The sequence below is a fragment of the Thiomicrorhabdus sp. ZW0627 genome, assembly GCF_029767005.1.
Taxonomy (GTDB): domain Bacteria; phylum Pseudomonadota; class Gammaproteobacteria; order Thiomicrospirales; family Thiomicrospiraceae; genus Thiomicrorhabdus.
In genome coordinates, this window is record NZ_JARUQR010000001.1 from 880,652 (window position 1) to 902,499 (window position 21,848).

At 46.3% G+C, this 21,848-nt stretch carries 16 protein-coding genes; 7 read left to right on the forward strand and 9 right to left on the reverse strand.

Features of this window, described 5'->3' with window-relative positions:
- Positions 1 to 134: 134 nt before the first annotated feature.
- Entirely contained in the window at positions 135 to 1,706 is a 1,572-nt protein-coding gene (locus QCB45_RS04250) for an inorganic phosphate transporter (RefSeq protein WP_279419587.1), read from the forward strand.
- Positions 1,707 to 1,783: 77 nt separating this feature from the next.
- On the opposite strand, the gene phoR is transcribed toward QCB45_RS04250, so the two are convergent.
- The 6 genes from phoR to QCB45_RS04280 form a co-directional block, all read right to left on the reverse strand.
- Positions 1,784 to 3,076 (reverse strand): phosphate regulon sensor histidine kinase PhoR, encoded by a 1,293-nt coding sequence (gene phoR, locus QCB45_RS04255; protein ID WP_279419590.1) that lies wholly within the window; start codon positions 3,074 to 3,076, stop codon positions 1,784 to 1,786.
- A gap of 2 nt (positions 3,077 to 3,078) precedes the next feature.
- Positions 3,079 to 3,777, reverse strand: coding sequence for a phosphate regulon transcriptional regulator PhoB (gene phoB, locus QCB45_RS04260; protein WP_279419592.1), 699 nt, complete (start codon positions 3,775 to 3,777; stop codon positions 3,079 to 3,081).
- Positions 3,778 to 3,812: 35 nt separating this feature from the next.
- Positions 3,813 to 4,541 (reverse strand): phosphate signaling complex protein PhoU, encoded by a 729-nt coding sequence (phoU, locus tag QCB45_RS04265; protein WP_279419594.1) that lies wholly within the window; start codon positions 4,539 to 4,541, stop codon positions 3,813 to 3,815.
- A gap of 46 nt (positions 4,542 to 4,587) precedes the next feature.
- Entirely contained in the window at positions 4,588 to 5,406 is an 819-nt protein-coding gene (pstB, locus tag QCB45_RS04270; RefSeq protein ID WP_279419596.1) for a phosphate ABC transporter ATP-binding protein PstB, read from the reverse strand.
- Positions 5,407 to 5,488: 82 nt separating this feature from the next.
- Positions 5,489 to 7,135, reverse strand: a complete 1,647-nt coding sequence (gene pstA / locus QCB45_RS04275; RefSeq protein ID WP_279419598.1) for a phosphate ABC transporter permease PstA — start codon at positions 7,133 to 7,135, stop codon at positions 5,489 to 5,491.
- Between the two features lie 12 nt (positions 7,136 to 7,147).
- Complete coding sequence (locus QCB45_RS04280) at positions 7,148 to 9,424, reverse strand: ABC transporter permease subunit (protein ID WP_279419600.1); 2,277 nt, start codon at positions 9,422 to 9,424, stop codon at positions 7,148 to 7,150.
- A gap of 360 nt (positions 9,425 to 9,784) precedes the next feature.
- Here QCB45_RS04280 and glnA point away from each other — a divergent pair, with 360 nt between their 5' ends.
- Positions 9,785 to 11,191: a type I glutamate--ammonia ligase gene (gene glnA, locus QCB45_RS04285; RefSeq protein ID WP_279419603.1), complete on the forward strand. Its 1,407-nt coding sequence runs from the start codon at positions 9,785 to 9,787 to the stop codon at positions 11,189 to 11,191.
- Between the two features lie 96 nt (positions 11,192 to 11,287).
- Here the strand turns inward: glnA and glnE are convergent, their stop codons facing one another.
- Positions 11,288 to 14,032, reverse strand: coding sequence for a bifunctional [glutamate--ammonia ligase]-adenylyl-L-tyrosine phosphorylase/[glutamate--ammonia-ligase] adenylyltransferase (gene glnE, locus QCB45_RS04290; RefSeq protein WP_279419604.1), 2,745 nt, complete (start codon positions 14,030 to 14,032; stop codon positions 11,288 to 11,290).
- Between the two features lie 160 nt (positions 14,033 to 14,192).
- Positions 14,193 to 14,939, reverse strand: a complete 747-nt coding sequence (locus tag QCB45_RS04295; protein WP_279419606.1) for a hypothetical protein — start codon at positions 14,937 to 14,939, stop codon at positions 14,193 to 14,195.
- A gap of 210 nt (positions 14,940 to 15,149) precedes the next feature.
- On the opposite strand from QCB45_RS04295, the gene QCB45_RS04300 reads away from it, so the two are divergent.
- Both QCB45_RS04300 and QCB45_RS04305 read left to right on the forward strand, forming a co-directional pair.
- Positions 15,150 to 15,488, forward strand: a complete 339-nt coding sequence (locus QCB45_RS04300; RefSeq protein WP_028486102.1) for a P-II family nitrogen regulator — start codon at positions 15,150 to 15,152, stop codon at positions 15,486 to 15,488.
- Between the two features lie 20 nt (positions 15,489 to 15,508).
- A complete protein-coding gene (locus QCB45_RS04305; RefSeq protein ID WP_279419611.1) occupies positions 15,509 to 16,753 on the forward strand; it encodes an ammonium transporter in 1,245 nt (414 codons plus the stop codon).
- A gap of 137 nt (positions 16,754 to 16,890) precedes the next feature.
- On the opposite strand, the gene QCB45_RS04310 is transcribed toward QCB45_RS04305, so the two are convergent.
- Positions 16,891 to 17,319, reverse strand: coding sequence for a hypothetical protein (locus tag QCB45_RS04310; RefSeq protein WP_279419613.1), 429 nt, complete (start codon positions 17,317 to 17,319; stop codon positions 16,891 to 16,893).
- A gap of 75 nt (positions 17,320 to 17,394) precedes the next feature.
- On the opposite strand from QCB45_RS04310, the gene QCB45_RS04315 reads away from it, so the two are divergent.
- The 3 genes from QCB45_RS04315 to QCB45_RS04325 all read left to right on the forward strand — a co-directional run bounded on the left by QCB45_RS04315 (position 17,395) and on the right by QCB45_RS04325 (position 21,817).
- Positions 17,395 to 18,186 (forward strand): flagellin, encoded by a 792-nt coding sequence (locus QCB45_RS04315; protein ID WP_279419614.1) that lies wholly within the window; start codon positions 17,395 to 17,397, stop codon positions 18,184 to 18,186.
- A gap of 177 nt (positions 18,187 to 18,363) precedes the next feature.
- Positions 18,364 to 21,135, forward strand: a complete 2,772-nt coding sequence (locus tag QCB45_RS04320; RefSeq protein WP_279419616.1) for a valine--tRNA ligase — start codon at positions 18,364 to 18,366, stop codon at positions 21,133 to 21,135.
- Positions 21,113 to 21,817: a TIGR04211 family SH3 domain-containing protein gene (locus QCB45_RS04325; protein WP_279419617.1), complete on the forward strand. Its 705-nt coding sequence runs from the start codon at positions 21,113 to 21,115 to the stop codon at positions 21,815 to 21,817. The genes QCB45_RS04320 and QCB45_RS04325 overlap by 23 nt, the downstream gene beginning before the upstream one ends.
- The last annotated feature ends 31 nt before the right edge of the window (positions 21,818 to 21,848 follow it).

Below are 21,848 nucleotides of genomic sequence, written 5' to 3' on the forward strand. Positions count from 1 at the left end.
TTTTTAAGGAATTGTTACATATTCATGACAACCAACTAAAAACCCCATAAAATACCAAACAGCTCACGATGTGACCGACAGTTAATATCCAATATTACCACACATCCCGATTCTTTAAAGATAGAGATTAGGCTATGGAATTCCGCAATATCAACGACATAGAAAGCGCAACGAAGCGTGGACGTAGAGAAATGTTTCGTTTGGGTTCTGCGTTACTGTTTATCATTTTAATCATGCTATTCACAGCAAACCAACCCACTGCTTCCGGCTCGATGAGCATAGAGTTGGTAATCGCTGCCATGATCGGCGGCTATATGGCACTGAATATCGGAGCCAATGACGTCGCCAATAATGTCGGTCCGGCAGTAGGTTCCAAGGCACTGACTCTAACGGGAGCCATTATCATCGCCGCCATCTTCGAAACCTCCGGAGCCCTGATTGCAGGCGGCGACGTAGTCAGCACCATCAAAAAAGGCATTATCGATCCAGCCTTGATTGCGGACAGCGACACCTTCATCTGGCTAATGATCGCCGCTCTTCTTGCAGGTGCCCTATGGCTTAACATTGCAACCGCCATTGGCGCCCCAGTCTCAACCACTCATTCCATTGTCGGCGGCGTACTCGGCGCCGGTATCGCTGCGGCAGGTTGGAATATCGCCAACTGGAACCAAATGGGCGCAATCGCTGCAAGTTGGGTGATTTCTCCATTGATTGGCGGAATCATCGCCGCACTCTTCCTGTTTTGGATCAAACGAAGCATCACCTATAAAGACAACATGATTGAAGCGGCCAAAACCATGCTGCCGATTCTAATTGCGATCATGGCCTGGGCATTTTCCACTTACCTGATCATGAAAGGACTCAAGAAAATCTGGAAGGTCGATTTTGAATATGCGCTTCTCATCGGTCTCGGTATTGCAATTGCGGTACACATTATCGTCAAACCACTCATTACCCGTCAGGCGACATCACTCGCCAACGGTAAAAGCAGCGTCAATCAGCTTTTCACCATCCCGCTTATCTTTGCCGCTGCATTATTGAGCTTTGCCCACGGCGCCAACGATGTCGCCAACGCAGTCGGCCCGCTGGCGGCCATTCATGACGCCATTCAAACTCACGGAATCGCAACCAAGGCAGAAATTCCGTTATGGGTGATGCTGATTGGGGCTATCGGCATCAGTCTCGGCCTGATGCTGTTCGGTCCTAAATTGATACGGACGGTTGGTAGTGAAATCACCGAATTAGATCAAATGCGTGCCTATTCCATTGCCATGGCGGCGGCCATCACCGTCATCATCGCCTCTCAGCTAGGGCTACCTGTCAGCTCCACGCACATCGCCGTAGGCGGCATTTTTGGGGTCGGTTTTCTTCGTGAATACCTGAAACGCAGTTATGCGACGACCATTCAGGCAATCCGAGACCATCACCAAGGACAAGACCAGGCTGAAATCGATCGATTCATACAACAGTTCGAAAAAGCCTCTCTTGTGGAAAAGAAAGAAATGCTTACCCAACTCAAGCAGAAGGAAGCAGATGTTTCCTTATCCAAAAAAGAGCGCAAATCTTTAAATAAGGTCTATCAGAAAGAATTAGTCAAACGTTCGGCTTTTTTGAAAATTGTTGCGGCATGGCTTATCACCGTTCCCGCATCCGCGTTGATGGCTGCGATGATCTTCTTTGCCATTAAGGAAATGCTTCAGTTTTAAATCTGAAACCACGCAGATATAACAAGAGAATGGCAGGTTGTATTGGTGCGGTTATTTTAAACCGCACACCAAACCGATTATTGAATCCGTACCCTATCTATAGGGAAGTCACATCGAAAGGTGGAGCCCTTGCCAATCAAACTGTCTACATGCAGACTAGCGCCGTGTCGCTCAAGAATATGTTTCACGATCGCCAATCCCAGGCCCGTACCGCCGGTTTCACGCGAACGAGCGGCATCCACCCTGTAAAAACGTTCCGTTAGGCGAGGAATATGATCCTTGGAGATTCCGATACCGTTGTCCTCAACCTTATAATGCGCTCCTTCCTCATCGTGGTACCAAGTCACTTTAATCAGCCCACCGTCAGGCGTATATCTGACTGCATTCGACACCAGATTCATGAATACACTTTTTAACGGTTCCACATAGCCGGTCATACACAAATCTTGTTCAACAGAAAATACGAACTGGTGCTTCCCTTGACTTAGCTGTTCCGCCTCACGTTCCAATCCAGCTAAAATTTTCGGCACATTGACCAACTCATCGTTAGAGGCGATTGTTTCGGACTCCATCTTGGACAGAGTCAACAAGTCATCAATGATCGCTTTCATTCGATCCGACTGTTTCTCCATGGTCTGCAAAGCCGGCAACCAGACATCCTGGTGCGATCCTGGAGTATCGATCATAGCCTCCAGATATCCTTTCAGTACGGTCAATGGGGTACGCAATTCATGAGAAGCATTAGCGATAAAGTCACGGCGAATTTGCGCAAGATTATAAAGATCGGTAATGTCTTTTACGATTAACAGCTTGTGACTGTCGAAGTAAGGAATAATTTTAACGCTAAAGGTTCTTTGAATCCCTTGCAAAGAATGAATAGTAAGCACATTCTGATATTGAGCGTCTTTTAGATATTGAATGAATTCCGGCTGACGAATCAAACCTTCAATTTTACGACCGACATCCTGACGGCGTAACTCGAGAATCTTTCTGGAAGAGGCGTTGAACCACTCGATATGGTTCTGCTGGTCGAGAGAGACGATGGCATCCGGAATCAACATGGACGCCGCTTTGAACTGTTCAGACTTATAGAGCTGCAAATCGGCATGCTTTTCCAAAGCACGTTGCTTGCGAGAGACCAGATAAGTTAATTCACTCCAGTAACCCGAAGCAGGAGGAAAGCTGGCTTGAGTCCCTTTATCCATCCACTTTTCAAACTTGTGCATACTCCATAATTGGCGTACAACATACAGAAGAAGATAGACCAGAAGGCTTTCTACCCAAAGACCGGTGATCCAACCGAAAAACAACAAACCCCACAAAGTGGTGATCAGCCACGTCAACTCTCTTGAAACACCGTTAGAGAACAAGACTATTCCTCAATAACGGAAAAACGGTATCCTGATCCGCGAATGGTTTGGATGTAGTCTGCAACGAGGACAGGTTCCAACAATTTACGCAATCGACGAATATGAACATCCACTGTGCGCTCTTCTACAACGACATTCTCACCCCATACCTGGTCAAGAAGCTGCATTCTAGAATAGACTCTATTCGGATGAGTCATGAAAAATTGAATCAGCTTAAACTCAGTTGGACCAAGCTTAACTTCTTTCTGGTCAACCGTGAAGCGGTGACTGCTTAAATCAAGCTGCATCTTCCCGGCCTCCAATCGGTCTTCCTTGGACTGTTCCGGATCCTGGCGGCGCAATAAGGCTTGAATTCGTGCCACCAAAGCACGAGGTGAAAACGGCTTGACAACATAATCGTCCGCACCCGCTTCAAAACCCTGAACCTGATCGTCTTCTTCGCCCTTGGCGGTCAACATCACAATAGGAATCGCACGGGTCTTTTCATTCTGGCGAATTCTCTGAGCCAATGAAACACCACTGACGCCGGGAAGCATCCAATCCAACAGAATCAGATCCGGCATGGCTTCTGAAGCAATCTGCCAGCCCTGCTCAGCATTCGGTGCTTCCAACACCGTATAATCAGCAGAACTCAGGGTAAACTTCAACATATCCCTGATGGCCGCTTCGTCTTCAATAACCAAAATAGTCTGTTTACTCATCGGGTCTACAACTCACTTGTAAGCGTGATAAAAACTTATTCAATCGAACTCAAAAGTTCTGACAACTTTTCGGTATCCATGTTTCGGACATCCCGCCCGTCGACCAGGTAAACGATACTTTCCGCAATATTCGCTGCATGATCGGTCACTCGCTCACTCGCTCTTAAGGCGTAAACCATCTCCAACAAATACTCTGGGGCGATCTCATGGGCATTGAAACCGGCCAACACATCCACCATCGCCGCTTTCAGACTATTATCCATACGTTCTTCATCTTCAACGACGCTAACTACTTCCGACAATTCCAAGCGAGCGAAAGCGTTTAGGACCTTCTTCAACATGGTATTGGCACAAGAGGTAATTTCAAGTAATGCGCCGTACCCTGGAAGCTCTGAACATACAACGTCGGAATCGGCCATTTTGATCACCAGCTTGGCTGTCTTGACCACCTCATCTCCCATGCGTTCCAAATCCACCGCAATACGAATTGCGATAATGATCAGACGCAGATCGGAAGCCGTCGGCTGCTGACGAGCAAGAACTCGTGCACACAAACGATCAATTTCCATCTCTTCCTTGTTGATGACCTTATCGATCTGAAGCACTTCCTTGGCAAGACTGACATCGGAATTTTCGACAGCAGTAACCGCGTTTTCAAGCTGGCGCTCAACCAATCCGCCCATTTCTAAAACCTGATTAAACAAGTCTTCCAAGTTACGGTTCAGCTGTTCTGAAATATGGCTTTTAAATTCTGTTCTTTCCATGATTTATCCTCTCCTCTGACTATCCATATATCCTTACGGATAATGCTTAACCATAACGTCCGGTAATGTAGTCTTCTGTACGCTTCATTTGCGGATTGGTAAACAAGCTGTCAGTATCCGTATATTCGATCAACTCGCCCATATACATGAAAGCAGTATAATCGGAAACACGTGCAGCCTGCTGCATATTGTGTGTCACGATCAAAATCGTGAATTCTTTTTTCAGTTCGAAAATCAGTTCTTCGATCGCCAAAGTGGAAATCGGATCCAAGGCCGATGTCGGCTCATCCAACAATAAAACTTCCGGCTTGATCGCAATCGCACGCGCAATACACAAACGCTGCTGCTGTCCACCGGACATACCTAAAGCGTTCTCGTTAAGTCGATCCTTAACCTCTTCCCACAGGCCAGCCCCTTTCAAAGCCCATTCGACCGTCTCATCAAGGATGCCTTTATCATTAATGCCTTGAAGGCGTAATCCATAAGCGACATTTTCATAGATTGTTTTAGGGAACGGATTCGGCTTCTGGAACACCATACCGACTCGGCGACGCAATGAGGCGACATTCATTTCTTTTGCATAAACATCGTCACCGTGCAAGGTCATCTCGCCGTCGACATTCACGATGTCAATCAGATCGTTCATACGGTTGAAGCAGCGTAACAACGTCGATTTACCGCAACCGGAAGGTCCGATGAATGCGGTAACACGATGTTCAGGAACAATCATATTGATGTCTTTCAATGCCTGCTTGGTACCGTAGTACAAGTTCCAGTTCTTAACTTCCATCGCGACTTTCTCTTCCGCTAGCGAAAGGCTGCGGTGATCACGATCTAAAGCAACGCTGATGTTTTGTTCACTCATGTTTACTTAATCCTTTTAACCCGATTCAACGCCGGACAATCAAGTTATCTTTAAATACTTTACTAAAAACGTCTATATGAAATTAATTATCTAGTGACTTATATTTTTCTCGCAACTTGTTACGGATCATGATCGCACCTAAATTCAAGGTAAGGATGATCAGTACTAGAAGCAATGAAGTCGCATAAACCAAAGGCTGTGAAGCCTCGACATTAGGACTCTGGAAGCCAACGTCATAAATATGGAAACCTAGATGCATGAATTTGCGATCCAGATGTACAAACGGTGCCACCATGTCCAGAGGTAATTCAGGAGCTAACTTGACCACACCCACCAACATCAACGGTGCCACCTCACCTGCGGCACGTGCAATCGCAAGAATAAGACCTGTCATGATCGCCGGAACTGTCATCGGTAAAATAATACGCATAATGGTTTCCGACTTGGTTGCGCCAAGTGCCAGACCACCTTCACGGAGTGATCGTGGAATACGTGACAAACCTTCCTGGGTTGAAACGATAACAACCGGCAATGTCAGAAGAGCCATGGTCAGCGATGCCCACAGCAAGCCGGGGCTACCGAATGTCGGGCTTGGCAAGGCATAACTGTAGAACAACTCGTCAATTGACGACCCTATAATGTAAACAAAGAAGCCTAAACCAAAAATACCGAATACGATCGAAGGTACACCAGCCAGGTTATTGATCGAGATACGCACCATTTTAAGAACAACACCTTCTCTTGCATATTCGCTCATATAGATTGCGGCAATCACACCCATCGGAGTCACAAATACAGCCATCAACATAACCATAGTGACAGTACCGATAATAGCCGGGAACACCCCACCTTCGGTATTGGCTTCACGAGGATCGTCCAACAGGAAGTTCTTCACCGCACTGAAGAAGAAACCGATTCGCTCCCCGAAGTTCAAATTATTAGGTTGCCAGAAATGGACGATTTTCTTAACAGGAACCGTCAGACTCTTATTTCCGGCGATCGAAAGTACCACTTCACCCAATGTATCCGCTTGCTGATACAGTGCCTGTGCATTTTTGTGATGCTTGTCGAAATCCTCTTGATACTCTTTACGTTCGGCATCAAGACGGGCCGCGTCTTTATCGGTAAAGTCGCCACCTGCACGAAGACGCTTCTCTTCCAGACGCAGACCTTCGATTTTATAGTTAATGGCACCGATTTCGATCTTCTCGATATATTTGATCTCATCGTGCAGTTCGGTTCCTTTCTCAACCTGTTCTTCAAGCATGGCCAGCGCTTTTACAGGATCCGTGACCGTTTTGCCGTCTACGGTAATCGACTGGATATGGCCATATACGTTTCCGTACTCATAACGTTCGATAACCACCACATCTTTTTCAAGTGTGTCGACACCGCCAACAACATCCGCACTACTTACCCATCTAAAATCGATGCCGTAAACATCGCGGTTACCTGTCTTGATCAGATATTGAGGAATCTCGGCCTTGCCGTGTGGTGCATTCGGATCTTCGATCTCTTTCATCTTCGAGTCGTGCATTTCACCAACGATGACTTCCTTTTCACCATTTTGGTGTTTCACTTCGATGTGATAGACATCATGCGGCCAAAAATGAATCAAGCCCTTATAAGAAATCATTGCCAACAGACCGAATACCAATACGACACTGATACTGACGGTCGAGGCACTAAACCAAATCCAATGTTCGCCTTTTTTAAACCAATCTCTCATGCCATAAACTCCCTAAAGCGACCCGTACTTACGGCGCATACGTTGACGAACAACTTCGGCCAAGGTGTTAAAAATAAACGTGAAAATGAAAAGCACCAAACCGGATAGGAACAGTACACGATAATGCGAGCTGTCTACTGCTGCTTCAGGCATCTCAACCGCCAGGTTAGCGGATAAGGTACGCATCCCTTCGAACAGGTTGGTTTCCATCAAAGGCGTATTACCGGACGCCATTAAAACAATCATGGTTTCACCGACACCGCGGCCAAAACCTAGCATGATTGCTGAGAAAATCCCCGGGCTGGCGGTTGGCAATACCACGCCAACTAAAGTCTGCCAACCACTGGCACCCAACGCCAAAGAACCGTTGATCAGATAACTCGGCACGTTGTAGATCGCATCTTCCGTTACCGAGAAGATCGTCGGAATCAAGGCAAAGCCCATCGCGAAACCGATAACCATGGCGTTACGTTGGTCAAAGTCAATTCCGGCCGTAAAAGTCAACCAATGACGCATATCACCGTCGAAGAAAGCATTTTCAAGAGGATCACTCAATTGCAGCGATAGCCAACCAAGAACAATGACAACCGGAATCATCAGCACGGCACGCTTACCGACCGGCACCATCAAACGGATGGATTCCGGCAATTTAGACCAAGTAAGGCCGAAAATCACAATACCCAACGGCACCACAATCAGTAATGAGAAAAAGCCGGGAAGATGGGACTCCATATAAGGAGCCAACCACAGGCCTGCCAAGAATCCTAGGATTACCGTCGGCAAGGCTTCGATCAATTCAACGGATGGCTTTACCCACTGACGGGTCTTTTTATCCATAAAGAACGCTGTGAAAATAGCTGCCAAAACTGCGATCGGCACTGCGAACAGCATGGAATACATGGCCGCCTTAATTGTCCCGAACGTCAAAGGCGTCATAGAAAACTTCGGTTCGAAATCCACACTTGCGGATGAAGACTGCCAGACATATTCCGGTTCGGAATAACCTTCATACCAGACTTTACCCCATAAGCTTGAAACCGAAACATCCGGGTGGTGATTTTCAATCTTGTAATGAACCAATTGCCCGTCTGAAGTTTCAACGAACGCTCCGTCTGCGCGATTAGAGATTGTGACAAATCCGGCCGCGCCTTTATCCGTCACCTGAGTGCTGTTCAGATGGCGTTCAGCCGTTGAATGATATAGATTGAATTGACCGGACGTGTCGGTCGTCGCAAACCCTTTACGGTTCTTTTCAATTGCAATGGTCTGGATTGGAGAATTTCCAACCTTAAAGCTGCGGATCTCGTGCAAAGCGAATTCATTATTATTGTCTCGCACAGGGAACCATTGAATGACATTCCCTTTATCGGTTCCGAGCATCAATGAGTAGTCTCCTAACAAGAAACGAACTGTTGTCAGCTTCTCATCGTTGTTCAACATATTGACATGCTGGATTAGCGCCGGATTTTCGATATCGCTCAAATTATAGTAATTTGTCACACCGGTTTTAGAGATGACGTACAGGTTACGCATGCTGCCATCCAACTCCAGCCAGTCCGCGGTATTTTTCAGTTCAAACGTCCCTACGTAACCTTCTTCCAAAGAAATCGTATCCGTCAACATAGACTCTACTTTTGAATACTGTTTGATTACGACTTCATCGGAACCCATTTGTTTATAAGCGAACACCAAGTCAGAATCCGTTTGCTTTGCCGCGATTTTTTCGATTGGTGCTGAAGCAAGTTCAACCGGCTCTTCACCGAAGGGATAGTCTACTTTAGGAGTGATCGTTCTGACGTCGTTCGGATAACTGACTCCATACCCGTATTTGGCTATTAGTACAGTGCCATCGGAAAGTGCAAACGCCAAAACATTATCGATCTCGGAAATGACCGTAAAAGAAGTGATGTGCTGACCATTCAATGGCAGACTGTCTTCGGAAATCAATTTACCGGTGGCGACATCAAATCCGTATAGCTTACCGGACTTAGTGAAACGTAAGGCCGTTTCCTGATATTCATCTATTCCATAATATAGAGTAGTTTCATTCTGTGTACCCGGAATAGCATACTGTTCGTGCTTCTCTACTTTTGCAGGAACAAACAGCGGCATAACCACATATAACAAAAAGAACATAATCAGCAATACGGACAAAATGACACCGATTCCGCCGATACTTATCCCGTATGCCGAAGCAGAATCCTTAGCATTTCTGCGTCTTACACGCTTCTCAAACTCAGGACCTTTTAGCGCTTTATCCAACGCTTGCTGTGCATGACTACTCTTCATTTTTTCAACCTGTAGTAAACCTGTTTGGACTGACTTTTCCTGTTATGGGCGGTACTATACATGTTTAATGTGACAATTACATTGCATTTTACCCGTAAAAATGTCATTTTTTTGAACTTTAAAACCTCCACTAATCGGACGCATCAAGCCACAAAATATGCACCAAAAAATGTCATCAGCACCATAAGAGTTCAACTTCCCACCCTTTACCAACAAGGCCCCCACCTTATAGAGCCATGCAAAAATAACGCTCAATCAATGACTTGTAATATTTCTAAAAAAGATTGGAAATTTGGCACGGTTCAAGCTAATATCTCTTACAAACTAATTTTTACAAAACCATGCTAGAAAGGACATAAAATGCCACAAGCAATCTTAGATTTAATGAAAGAGAATGACGTTAAATGGGTTGACCTACGCTTTACTGATACACACGGTAAAGAGCAACACGTTACTATTCCTGCCAACAAAGTAGATGAAGACTTCTTCACAGACGGCGAAACGTTCGACGGTTCTTCTATCGCTGGTTGGAAAGGCATCAACGATTCTGACATGCTTCTTATGCCTCAGACTGACGGTTACTACATGGATCCGTTCACCAACGATCCAACCTTGATCATCCGTTGTATGATCGTAGAACCAGCAACAATGGAATCTTATGAAAAAGATCCTCGTGGTATCGCTAAAAAAGCGGAAGCTTACCTAAAATCTACTGGTATCGCAGATTCAGCATTCTTCGGACCTGAGCCTGAATTCTTCATCTTCGACGACGTTCGCTGGGGTGCAGACATGTCCGGTTGTTTTGTTAAGATCGATGGTAACGAAGCAGCATGGAACACTGAAAAAGTTTACTCAGACGGTAACATGGGTCACCGTCCGAAAGTTAAAGGTGGTTACTTCCCAGTTCCTCCTGTTGATCAACTTCACGAAGTACGTGCAGACATCTGCGCCATGGCTGAAGAGATGGGTCTTAAACTTGAAGCTCACCACCACGAAGTAGCAGCTGGTGGTCAGTGTGAGTTGGCGGTTGCAGGTAACACTCTAACTGCAAAAGCGGATGAAGTTCAGATTCTTAAGTACGCTGTTCACAACACTTGTCACGCCCTTGGCAAAACAGCTACTTTCATGCCTAAGCCAATCGTTGGTGATAACGGTTCTGGTATGCACATCAACATGTCTCTATCTAAAGATGGTAAAAACATCTTTGCCGGTGACGTTTACTCAGGCCTTTCTCAAGAAGCAATCTGGTACATCGGTGGTTTGATGAAGCATGCTCGTGCATTGAACGCTTTCACCAACCCTGGTACTAACTCTTATAAGCGTTTGGTTCCAGGCTTTGAAGCACCTATCTTGCTTGCATACTCTGGTAAGAACCGTTCAGCTTCTATCCGTATCCCTTATGCTCCATCTGAGCGTTCACGTCGTGTTGAACTACGCTTCCCGGATCCAACAGCTAACCCATACCTTGCATTTACAGCTTCGTTGATGGCTGGTCTTGACGGTATCCTAAACAAGATCGACCCAGGCGAGCCAGCAGAGAAAGATCTATACGACCTAGAGCCAGAAGAAGAAGCAACCTACAACACTGTTTGTGCTTCTCTAGACGAAGCGCTTTCGGAACTTGATAAAGACCGTGAGTTCTTGAAGGTGGGTGGTGTATTCACTGATGAAGCAATTGACTCTTACATCGCACTTAAGATGGAAGAAGTTACACGTTTCCGTGCAACGACTCACCCAATCGAGTTCGACATGTACTATTCTTCTTAATCAAGAACGAATGGAACAAAAAAAGCCCGCTTAAGCGGGTTTTTTTTTGCCTTCCGAAAATCAGAAAGCCTCTTTATATACTCTCCCCACTCCCGATCATGTTTCCATCAATTTTTTCCAAATCGACATCACACCCTCTCTTTCTGACAGGTAACAATCACTCTCGACCAAGGCCTTTTGATTCTGTAGAGCCAATCGATGATATTTGGAGCGATACACCTTATAGGACTTAACCAAACTCTCCACATCCTCTACCGAAAGCAAACCGACACGCTCGATCGCCTCCAGCATTCGAATATTATCGGTATACTCGGAAAGCTCGGGATAATCATGCGAAAAAGCCAGCACCAGATACTGAACCATAAACTCGATATCGACAATACCGCCACGCCCATGCTTCAGATCAAACACTTCATCATTAGATTTATCCAATGATTCCCGCATTTTCTGACGCATTTCAATCACCTCGTCCCTCACCCTCAGAGGATCTCTTTGTTTCTGGAGGAATGCATGCCTGAATTCATTAAAGGCGCTTCTTGACTGTACATCCCCCACGACAGGCCTAGCTCGAACAAATGCTTGATGTTCCCAATTCCACGCTTTATTTTCTATATACGATTTGTATGCCGAAAGATCGGTTACCATCAAACCGGACGCGCCATTCGGCCTTAAACGCGTATCCACCTCATAAAGAACTCCAGCCGGCATCAATGTTGTCATCAATGAAATCACCTTCTGACCCATTCGCACGAAATACAAAGAGTTCTCTAGACTACGTCCTCGCTCATTGACAGCGGAAGCACTGGGACTAAGCCCCTCATACAACATGACAATATCCAAGTCAGAGCCATATCCCAATTCGATACCACCGACTTTTCCATAACCCAAAACCAGGAATGGATCACGGTCACTCTCATCATCCAAACCACCAGGCAATCCATTTTTACTTTGCATATAACGCCATGCGAAAGTGACAACTCCATTCAGAACCGCTTCTGCAATCCAGGTCAAATAGTCGCTCACCTTCATAATCGGAACATTCCCTGTCACGTCCGCAGCCGCAACCCTAAATACCTGTGCATGGCGCCACTGTCGGATCTGCTCCATAAAACGTTCTTCATCTTCGCCAACCTCTTCCAACAGATGTTCGACTTCAAGATTCAACTGCTGCAGGTCCAAAGGCGCATACAGCGCACGCTCATCCAATAATTGATCCATCAAAGCAGGATACTTGGCAAGCATATCCGTCATCCATGGACTGATCTCACATAATGAGATCAGATGCTTCAATGCGACCGGATTCTCTTTCAACAACACTAGATACACACTGCGCTGTACAACACTCTCAACTACCTTGAGAACTCTTACAAACGTCTGTTCGAGATATCCATGCTTTAACAAGGCTTCAATCAACAACGGCATGAATGCATTCAAACGCTCCACCCCATCTCTACTCAAACGTCCGACCGAGCGGCTCAATTTAAAATCGTTCAGATGTTTCAAAAAAGAGGGAATGTCGGCTTCTGCTAACTCGATATCGTGCAGCCCCTCAATCGAGCTCATGTCACCCAACCAGAAATCGCTCAATTCACCGACCTCCTCACTCGCTTCCTCTGTAGCAAACACTTCGACGAACTGAGCCTGAACATAGTCACGATGCTTATTCAAAACCGACATAAAGCCGGCATAGTCCTCAAACCCCATGGAGCTGGCCAAGGCCAATTGCTGCTGGGCATCCCGAGGAAGATCATGGGTCTGTTGATCCATCCACTCCTGCAAACGGTTTTCGGCACGGCGTAGGAACGTATACGCCGCCATCAGACCGTCATAGACCTCTTGTTCGATGAACCCCAACGACAATAACTGTTGCATCATCGGCGTTAAAGCACGTCCCTGCAAAGTACGATCCCGACCACCATGCACCAACTGAAAGGCCTGTACAATGAATTCAATCTCGCGAATCCCTCCGGGCCCTAACTTGACATTGTCCTGCATCCCTTTTTTCTTAACCTCTGCCGAAATCATCTGCTTAAGCTCTCGCAGAGACTCCATCGCACTGAAATCGACATAACGACGATAAACGAACGGACGAAGAATATCGAACAGCGATTGCGCTTCCTTAGCATCACCCGCCATAGCTCTAGCTTTAACCAAGGCATAACGCTCCCAAGCACGGCCATGAATCTCATAATAATGCTCTATTCCGGCAAAGCTCGACGCCAATGGACCTGCATCCCCGAACGGGCGCAGTCGCATATCCACCCGGTAAACAAAGCCATCCTCCGTCACCTCAACCAAAGACTTGTTTAGTGCCTGCCCCAACCGGACAAAAAATTGATCATTGGAAATACTTTTTCCAGTCCCTTGGGTCTCGCCCTGCTCCGGGTAAACAAAAATGAGGTCGATATCCGAAGAGAAGTTCAACTCCTGCCCGCCGAGCTTGCCCATTCCCAGTACAATCAATTTCTGAGGTTTTCCGGACTCTGCTCCAATCGGAGTACCATAACGCTCGCAAAATCTTTCGTAATGCCAATCCAAAGCCGCAGCCACCAGCGCATCCGCCAGGTCGGAAACGTCCCTCATAGTTTCTTGCAAGTCGGCCAAACCGGTCAAATCCCTAATGGCGATTCGGGTCATCTGCCAGTTTCTCTGTTGACGCAAATGTCTTTTTAAAACAGTCTCATCCTCGGAGCCTCGAACCAATCCGTAAACCTGACGGTACAACTCACCGTCTGCCATATCTGGCCGCCAATGCGATTCTTCCAAAACCTCGGGATAACGACGACCGACCATTTCAACGAAACGACTCCAATCAATGGCATTCTGCAAGCTGTATTCCATACCCACCCTTTCAGACTTTTATTCTATTTTCTATTAAGTTAATTATTTTAATGCATTACTGCACTGTACTAAATAGATACGCACTTAACAGAAGATTTTAATTCTAAAATAAACCCAACAGGCCTGTTGGATTCTTAAATGAACATTTAAACTGTAGACATCACTCTATACGGTAAATGTATAAAAGCGTCTTCCTACTATCGCCGAGCTCCCATACTTCGCTTGGCTCCGCATCCGGCACGGCAAAACTGTTACTCACAAACACCGATCCAGAAGTCATTTCAGACCTTACCTTCTCCCATAACTTAGGCATAGGCTCACTCGACAAAAAGGCATACACCAGATCAAACTCACTCAAATCAACCTTCCAAAGATCCGTTGCATAAACCTCGCCGCCTCGCAACCAAGAGAAAAATTTAGAGATAACAAAAGGAATCGGAGCCGTCTCAACACCAACAGAACGAGTCACATTGACCAGATGACTCATAAAGACCACATTTCCACCCAACCCACAACCAAGATCCAGAAAACGAACGTCCTTCGTTCTTTTAATCAACGTCTTAAGCGCCTGACGCGTTGTATTATTCGTCAAATAAAGAGGAACACGCTCCTTTCCGGCATTACTAAAAACCAGCCATAAGACAATGAAGGCGACCAGACCCAACCAAGACGGAACCTGCAACAGTACCGCCACATACAGAGCGACCGGCATCAAAAACTGGATCCAGCGCCACCAACAAGGCAACCCCATCTTACAACTCAGCAACGCCGAAATCCCACCCTGCGCAACAACCAAGACCCATATCGGATACGGTGGAGAAACCACAAACTGTAGAAAATAAACACCAACGGCTAGAATAACCAAAGCCAATAATTGAATAATTAACGCCCTAATTACCTTAGGCACCACCACTCCTTTCCCAATATTTAATGCACCAGATTTAACAAAATGCGCACCAATTAACAGCACCAATACGAATAATCACCACCTAAAGCCCCAATAAAACCACATATTTTTGTGCAAGACATTGATTAAACGAGCATTTATACAGAAATGGCACGCAAATTGTTATGAAAAGTTCGAAACATCTATATCAATCAAATCAGAGAGGTTAGTATGAAACTGGTTGTTGCAATTATCAAACCTTTTAAACTCGATGATGTACGTGAAGCCTTGCACGAAGTTGATGTGCACGGAATGACCGTTACAGAGTCAAAAGGTTTTGGCCGCCAAAAGGGGCATACCGAGATCTATCGTGGAGCAGAATACGCGATAGAATTTTTACCAAAACTACGTCTTGAAATTGCCGTGTCTGATGACAAGGTTGAAAGTGTTGTTGAAGCAATCGGTTCAGCAGCTCGTACAGGCAAGATCGGTGATGGAAAAATCTTTGTCATGCCTGTAGAACAAGCGATTCGTATTCGTACTGAAGAAACTGGCGATATCGCACTTTAATTAACGAGAGGGAAATGATTATGGAACAAATTACTCATCTCAGCTATGCACTAGACACATTCTACTTCTTGATGTCTGGTGCCCTAGTTATGTGGATGGCTGCCGGTTTTGCCATGCTAGAAGCCGGTCTGGTACGTACAAAAAACACAACTGAAATCCTGGCTAAAAACGTCGGGCTTTTCGCAATTGCCTGTGTCATGTACATGCTGGTTGGTTACAACATCATGTATGGCGACAGCATCAACTCTTACATCCCAGGAATCAGCTTCCTTCTAGGTGCTGACAACACGGTTGCGGATGTACTTGGAAGCAATGGTGACACATACTATTCAAACTTGTCTGACTTCTTCTTCCAGGTTGTATTCGTTGCAACTGCAATGTCTGTTGTTTCTGGTGCCGTAGCTGAACGTATGAAGTTAATGTCTTTCTTTGTTTTCGCAATCGTTATGACCGGTTTCATCTACCCTGTAGAAGGTTTCTGGAAATGGGGTGGCGGTTTCCTTGATGAACTAGGATTCTTAGACTTTGCCGGTTCTGGTATCGTTCACATGACTGGTGCTGCTGCAGCCCTTGCTGGTGTTCTGGTCCTTGGAGCTCGTAAAGGTAAATACGGCGAAAACGGTGAAGTTCGCGCAATCCCAGGTGCGAACCTACCTCTAGCAGCCCTAGGTACGTTTATCCTATGGTTAGGCTGGTTCGGTTTCAACGGTGGTTCTGAGCTTAAAATCTCAAACATCGACGAAGCGAACGCAGTAGCTATGATCTTCGTTAACACAAACATGGCAGCTGCCGGTGGTGTTATCGGTGCGATCATCATTTCTAAAATTCTATTTGGTAAAGTTGACCTAACAATGATCCTAAACGGTGCACTTGCAGGTCTGGTTTCGATTACTGCCGAGCCACTAACTCCAACTCCATTGGAAGCAACTCTAATCGGTCTTGTGGGTGGTATCATCGTAGTATTCGCTATCCTTGCCATGGATAAGAAATTCAAAATCGACGATCCAGTCGGTGCAATCTCTGTACACGGTATCGTAGGTATCTGGGGTCTGATCGCTGTTACATTCACCAACGGTGATGCAACAATTGGTGCTCAGCTAACTGGTACTGTCGTTATCTTTGCATGGGTATTCATCACAAGTTTGATTACTTGGAGCATCATTAAAGCAGTAATGGGTATTCGAGTAACTGAAGAACAAGAGTATGAAGGTGTAGACCAGTCTGAATGTGGAATGGAAGCCTACCCAGAGTTCGTTAAGCGATAAGAACTCTTACTCAAAAAATCTTAAACTACTCCTCTGTAATTTAAGTTTTGGCCCCGATTTATCGGGGCTTTTTCATTTCTGAAAAACAAAAAAACCGCTTTTCAGCGGCCTAGAAAAAACACCTTAATGCTTTATAGTCATAGATTACGTAACTTATACAGCCATTTGAGCAGAGTCATTTTCAAACTTGGCTTCACCTCTATCGGATGACGGTACTTCAACAGCACCGATTTTTCACCTGGATTATACAAAGGGTGATTGATCCAACCCATCAATTCATCGTAAGCAATTCCCGAATCCAGAGCAACCAACTGCCAGGGAAACACTTCATTTCCATTATCGGAAACCGGACCGTCCGATGTAAACGTTAATGGAACCTTTTCTTCTATAATGACTGTTTTCGCTTTTCCGGATTCCATCCAAATACGAACCACCTCACCTTCTTCCAAAAGCGTTCCATAAGGCAAAAACTGGTAGGTTGCATTCATATTCGCAACCGGGTTATCAACCAAGGGCGGTCCTTCCGGAAACTTGAACTGACAGTAACCCCCTGAACAACAAGACATTTTTCTTTCCTTTGACTTTTAAAAAGCGTACAATTTGTTTAATAAAGAAACCATTGTAATTTTAGGAGTTGGATTATGGCAATTGAATCTTTCGGCCCGATTCCAGCAAGTGCCTACATATCAAACCTATCCTCGGTCAATAGCAGTATTGCTTCTGGCTCGCAAATTAATCAATCTGGCGATAATGCAGCGGGACAAGCAGTTGTCAGCACACTGACATCTCAGATCAATACCCAGGACATGGCCAGCCGCAACGCTAATGACGGTATCTCCTTGCTTCAAACGGCAGATGCAGGCAGTGAGAGCATTAACAACAATCTGTTGCGAATGAACGAACTGGCGATTCAGGCTCAGAACGGCACGCTTAACTCGCAGCAACGTGACATGCTCAACCAGGAATTCCAACAGAACTTGGCCAGCATCAATAGCACTGCCAACAACACAAGCTTCAATGGCGTCAACCTGTTAAATGCCGACACATCCAGTGTCGACATTGCTCTGGCGGATTCATCCAGTACACTCAACCTACCCAATCTCACACCAAACTCATTGGGATTGAGTGGTCTGGATATTTCAAATCCGGCCAACGCAGCAACCGCATTGCAAGGCCTTAGCTTGGCCAACGAGCAACTTCTGAACAACCGCAGTCAATTCGGTGCGCAACAAAACGGCCTGACTTCATCACTCAACAATCTGGCAAATCAAAATTTAAATGCACTCAGTACCCGCAGCCAGATCAGCGACACCGATTTTGCAAGAGCCATCGCCGAACAGGTTCGTCAAAGCATTCTCAATGAAAGCTCTGCGATGATGCAAGCTCAGAATAACCAGTCACGCGGAAACGTTTTACAACTTCTAGGTAGCTAAGTGCGTTAACCAAAAGCACAGATGTTTTAATGCCTTCTTCCTCCTAGAAGCATTCGCCGGTCATTTTATGACCGGCTTTTTTTTGCCTTTTTTTAAAATATCTCCTGAACTTCAGACAACCCTCCCTGCTCTTTGCTATAATTTTGGGCTTATTACTATATAAAAATTAAGAGACCGATGGAAAAGCATTTCGACCCCAATACAATTGAAACAAAGTGGTATCAAACCTGGGAAAACAAGGGCTACTTCAAGCCTAAATATGACGAATCCGCGCCCTACTCGATTATGATTCCGCCACCGAACGTGACCGGAAGCCTTCATATGGGACACGCTTTCCAGGACACCATCATGGACACCCTTATTCGCTACAACCGAATGAAGGGCAATGACACGCTTTGGCAACCTGGTACGGACCATGCGGGTATCGCAACCCAGATGGTCGTCGAACGCCAACTGGCCGCCAAAGGCTTGAGTCGCCACGATGTCGGCCGTGAAGCCTTCATTGAAAAGATTTGGGAATGGAAGGAAGAATCCGGCGGAACCATCACCAAACAGCTGCGTCGCCTAGGTGCCTCTCCTGACTGGTCTCGTGAACGCTTCACTATGGACGAAGGTCTTTCCAATGCTGTCAAGGAAGTGTTCGTACAACTTTATGATGAAGACCTGATCTATCGAGGTAAACGCCTAGTCAACTGGGATCCGGTTCTTCACACAGCCGTATCCGATTTGGAAGTTATTTCCGAAGAAGAGCAAGGCAACCTGTGGCATATGCGCTACCCGCTAAGCGACGGTTCCGGCCACTTGGTCGTCGCGACGACTCGTCCGGAAACCATGCTGGGTGACCAGGCCGTTGCAGTTCACCCAGACGATGAACGTTACCAACACCTGATCGGCAAAACCATCACCCTCCCTTTGGTCGGACGTGAAATTCCGATCATCGCCGACGATTACGTCGATCTCGAATTCGGAACCGGTTGCGTCAAGATCACCCCTGCACACGATTTCAACGATTACGAAATGGGGAAACGCCACGACCTTCCAATGCTTAACATCTTCACGATCGACGCTACGATCAACGAAGAAGCGCCTGAAAAATACCAAGGACTCGATCGTTATGAAGCACGAAAGCAAATCGTAGCGGATCTGGAAGAACTCGGTTTAATGGAAGACATCAAACCGCACACCTTAATGGTGCCGCGCGGCGACCGCTCTCATGCCGTCATCGAACCTTTGCTGACCGACCAGTGGTACGTCGCCGTTGAATCCTTGGCAAAGCCTGCAATTGATGCGGTCAAGAACGGCGATATCGAATTTGTACCTAAAAACTGGGAAAACACCTATTTCGAATGGATGAACAACATCCAGGATTGGTGTATTTCACGTCAAATCTGGTGGGGGCACCGAATCCCTGCGTGGTATGACGATAACGGCAACGTTTACGTCGGCCGCTCAGAAGAAGAAGTTCGCGAGAAGCACAATCTTGGCTCGGACATTGTCTTGAATCAAGATGAAGACGTGTTGGACACATGGTTCAGCTCGGCTCTTTGGACCTTCTCTACGTTAGGCTGGCCTGAAAAGACGCCTGAACTGGAAAAATTCCATCCGACTTCGGTCCTGGTCACCGGTTTTGACATCATCTTTTTCTGGGTCGCGCGTATGATCATGATGACTCTGAAATTCACAGGTGAGGTACCTTTCAAACAGGTCTACGTCCACGGTTTGGTACGTGACGGCGAAGGTCAAAAAATGTCCAAATCGAAAGGAAACGTACTCGATCCGATTGACCTGATTGACGGAATTGAACTGGAAGACCTGGTTTCAAAACGTACTTACGGCATGATGCAGCCTGAAAAAGCGGCCAAAATCGAAAAGGCTACCCGCAAGCAGTTTGCTGGCGGTATCCCTGCGTACGGCACAGATGCGATGCGTTTTACCTTCGCTTCACTAGCCTCAACAGGACGCGACATCCGCTTCGACCTAAACCGTGCTGAAGGTTACCGTAATTTCTGTAACAAATTATGGAATGCGACCCGTTACGTTCTGATGAACACCGAGGGCTACGATACCGGTGTGGACGAAAGCGCTGAATGCGAACTCTCTCTAGCAGACCGTTGGATTACCTCACGCCTGCAGGAAGTAGAAGCAGAGGTAGCCAGACATTTCGAATCTTACCGTTTCGATTTGGCGGCTAACACCTTGTACGAATTCACTTGGAACGAATACTGTGACTGGTATCTGGAACTATCCAAACCAATCCTGAACAGTTCCGAGAGCTCGGATGCCGCCAAACGCGGTACACGCAAAACCCTTGTGCGCGCCCTGGAAGCTCTGCTACGCTTACTGCATCCAATCATTCCATTCATCACTGAAGAGGCATGGCAGGCGGTTGCACCGTTGGCAGGAAAACAAGGTGAAACCATTATGCTTGAACCCTATCCTCAGGCAGATGAGGCCAAGATCGACAGCCAGGCGGTTGCGGAACTTGAATGGGTTAAACAGTTCATTATTGGCGTCCGCAAAATCCGATCTGAAATGGACATTGCACCAAGCAAGGCGCTCCCGGTTCTGCTTGCTGGATTGAATGAAAATGACCAGGGTTGGCTGGACAATAACAGTATTTTCCTGCAGACATTGGCAAAACTTGAAAGTATTACGGTACTAGAAAACGAAGCTGACGCTCCCGAATCAGCCGTCAGTCTGGTCGGTGAGATGAAGGTCTTGATTCCGATGGCAGGTCTGATCGACAAAGAAGCGGAACTGAGTCGCCTCAACAAGGAAATCGCAAAATTGGAAGGTGAAATCAAACGTTTAAGTGGTAAGCTAAGCAACGAATCTTTCGTCGCTAAAGCACCGGAAGCCGTTGTCGCCAACGAACGTCAGAAATTGAGCGACAATGAAACAGCACTGAAAAATCTAAAGGTTCAACATGAAAAGATCCAACAGCTATAAGTCTCTTGCACTGATCCCAGCCCTTTTGATCGGTGCGGTCGTCACGGCAACCCCGGCTTCGGCAGTCGAAACGCCGGCGACGGGCAGCACCCGCTATATTACGGATACTTTCGAAGTCCCAATGCGTACAGGAGCCAGCCATAAGCACCGCATCACACGCATGCTTAAGTCGGGCACTTCCGTAAAACTATTGGAAGTTGATGAATCCGGCTGGGCCAAAATCGAATATCGCAATTCGATTGGATGGATGCCGTCAAGCATGCTGGAAAACCAGCCGATTGCTAAAGATCGCTTAGAAGTCCAAATCAAGAAAACCACCTCAGTTGAAGCGAAATACAACGATTTAAAGCAGGAACTGACCACTCTGCAAACCCGTTTCAATGAAACCAGTAGCGAGCTTAAAACTGTCAAGCAAGAAAAGTTTGAAACCACTCAAGAGCTGACCCGCTTGAAAGAAATTTCCAGTAACGCCGTTCAGCTTGATCAACAGAACCAGGAAATGAAAGCTCGCCTTTCCCGCCTAGAAGATGAAAACGCCATTATGCGTGAACAAATCGATCAATCAGAAGATGCGATTAAACGCCAATGGTTCCTGACAGGTGGTGGCGTCCTGCTTCTCGGCTTGCTTCTTGGACGTTTTTTCAGAGTACCTAAAAAGCGCCAGAAATGGGGTGAAATCTAAAAATCACCATCACAAAAAAAAGCCCTCACTT

Coding starts and splice junctions, on each gene's coding strand:
- pstA (WP_279419598.1), bottom strand. CDS start 7,135: ATGAGAGATTGGTTTAAAAAAGGCGAACATTGGATTTGGTTTAGTGCC.
- phoB (WP_279419592.1), bottom strand. CDS start 3,777: ATGAGTAAACAGACTATTTTGGTTATTGAAGACGAAGCGGCCATCAGG.
- glnA (WP_279419603.1), top strand. CDS start 9,785: ATGCCACAAGCAATCTTAGATTTAATGAAAGAGAATGACGTTAAATGG.
- glnE (WP_279419604.1), bottom strand. CDS start 14,032: ATGGAATACAGCTTGCAGAATGCCATTGATTGGAGTCGTTTCGTTGAA.
- QCB45_RS04250 (WP_279419587.1), top strand. CDS start 135: ATGGAATTCCGCAATATCAACGACATAGAAAGCGCAACGAAGCGTGGA.
- QCB45_RS04280 (WP_279419600.1), bottom strand. CDS start 9,424: ATGAAGAGTAGTCATGCACAGCAAGCGTTGGATAAAGCGCTAAAAGGT.
- QCB45_RS04300 (WP_028486102.1), top strand. CDS start 15,150: ATGAAACTGGTTGTTGCAATTATCAAACCTTTTAAACTCGATGATGTA.
- QCB45_RS04310 (WP_279419613.1), bottom strand. CDS start 17,319: ATGTCTTGTTGTTCAGGGGGTTACTGTCAGTTCAAGTTTCCGGAAGGA.
- phoU (WP_279419594.1), bottom strand. CDS start 4,541: ATGGAAAGAACAGAATTTAAAAGCCATATTTCAGAACAGCTGAACCGT.
- QCB45_RS04305 (WP_279419611.1), top strand. CDS start 15,509: ATGGAACAAATTACTCATCTCAGCTATGCACTAGACACATTCTACTTC.
- QCB45_RS04325 (WP_279419617.1), top strand. CDS start 21,113: ATGAAAAGATCCAACAGCTATAAGTCTCTTGCACTGATCCCAGCCCTT.
- pstB (WP_279419596.1), bottom strand. CDS start 5,406: ATGAGTGAACAAAACATCAGCGTTGCTTTAGATCGTGATCACCGCAGC.
- QCB45_RS04320 (WP_279419616.1), top strand. CDS start 18,364: ATGGAAAAGCATTTCGACCCCAATACAATTGAAACAAAGTGGTATCAA.
- QCB45_RS04315 (WP_279419614.1), top strand. CDS start 17,395: ATGGCAATTGAATCTTTCGGCCCGATTCCAGCAAGTGCCTACATATCA.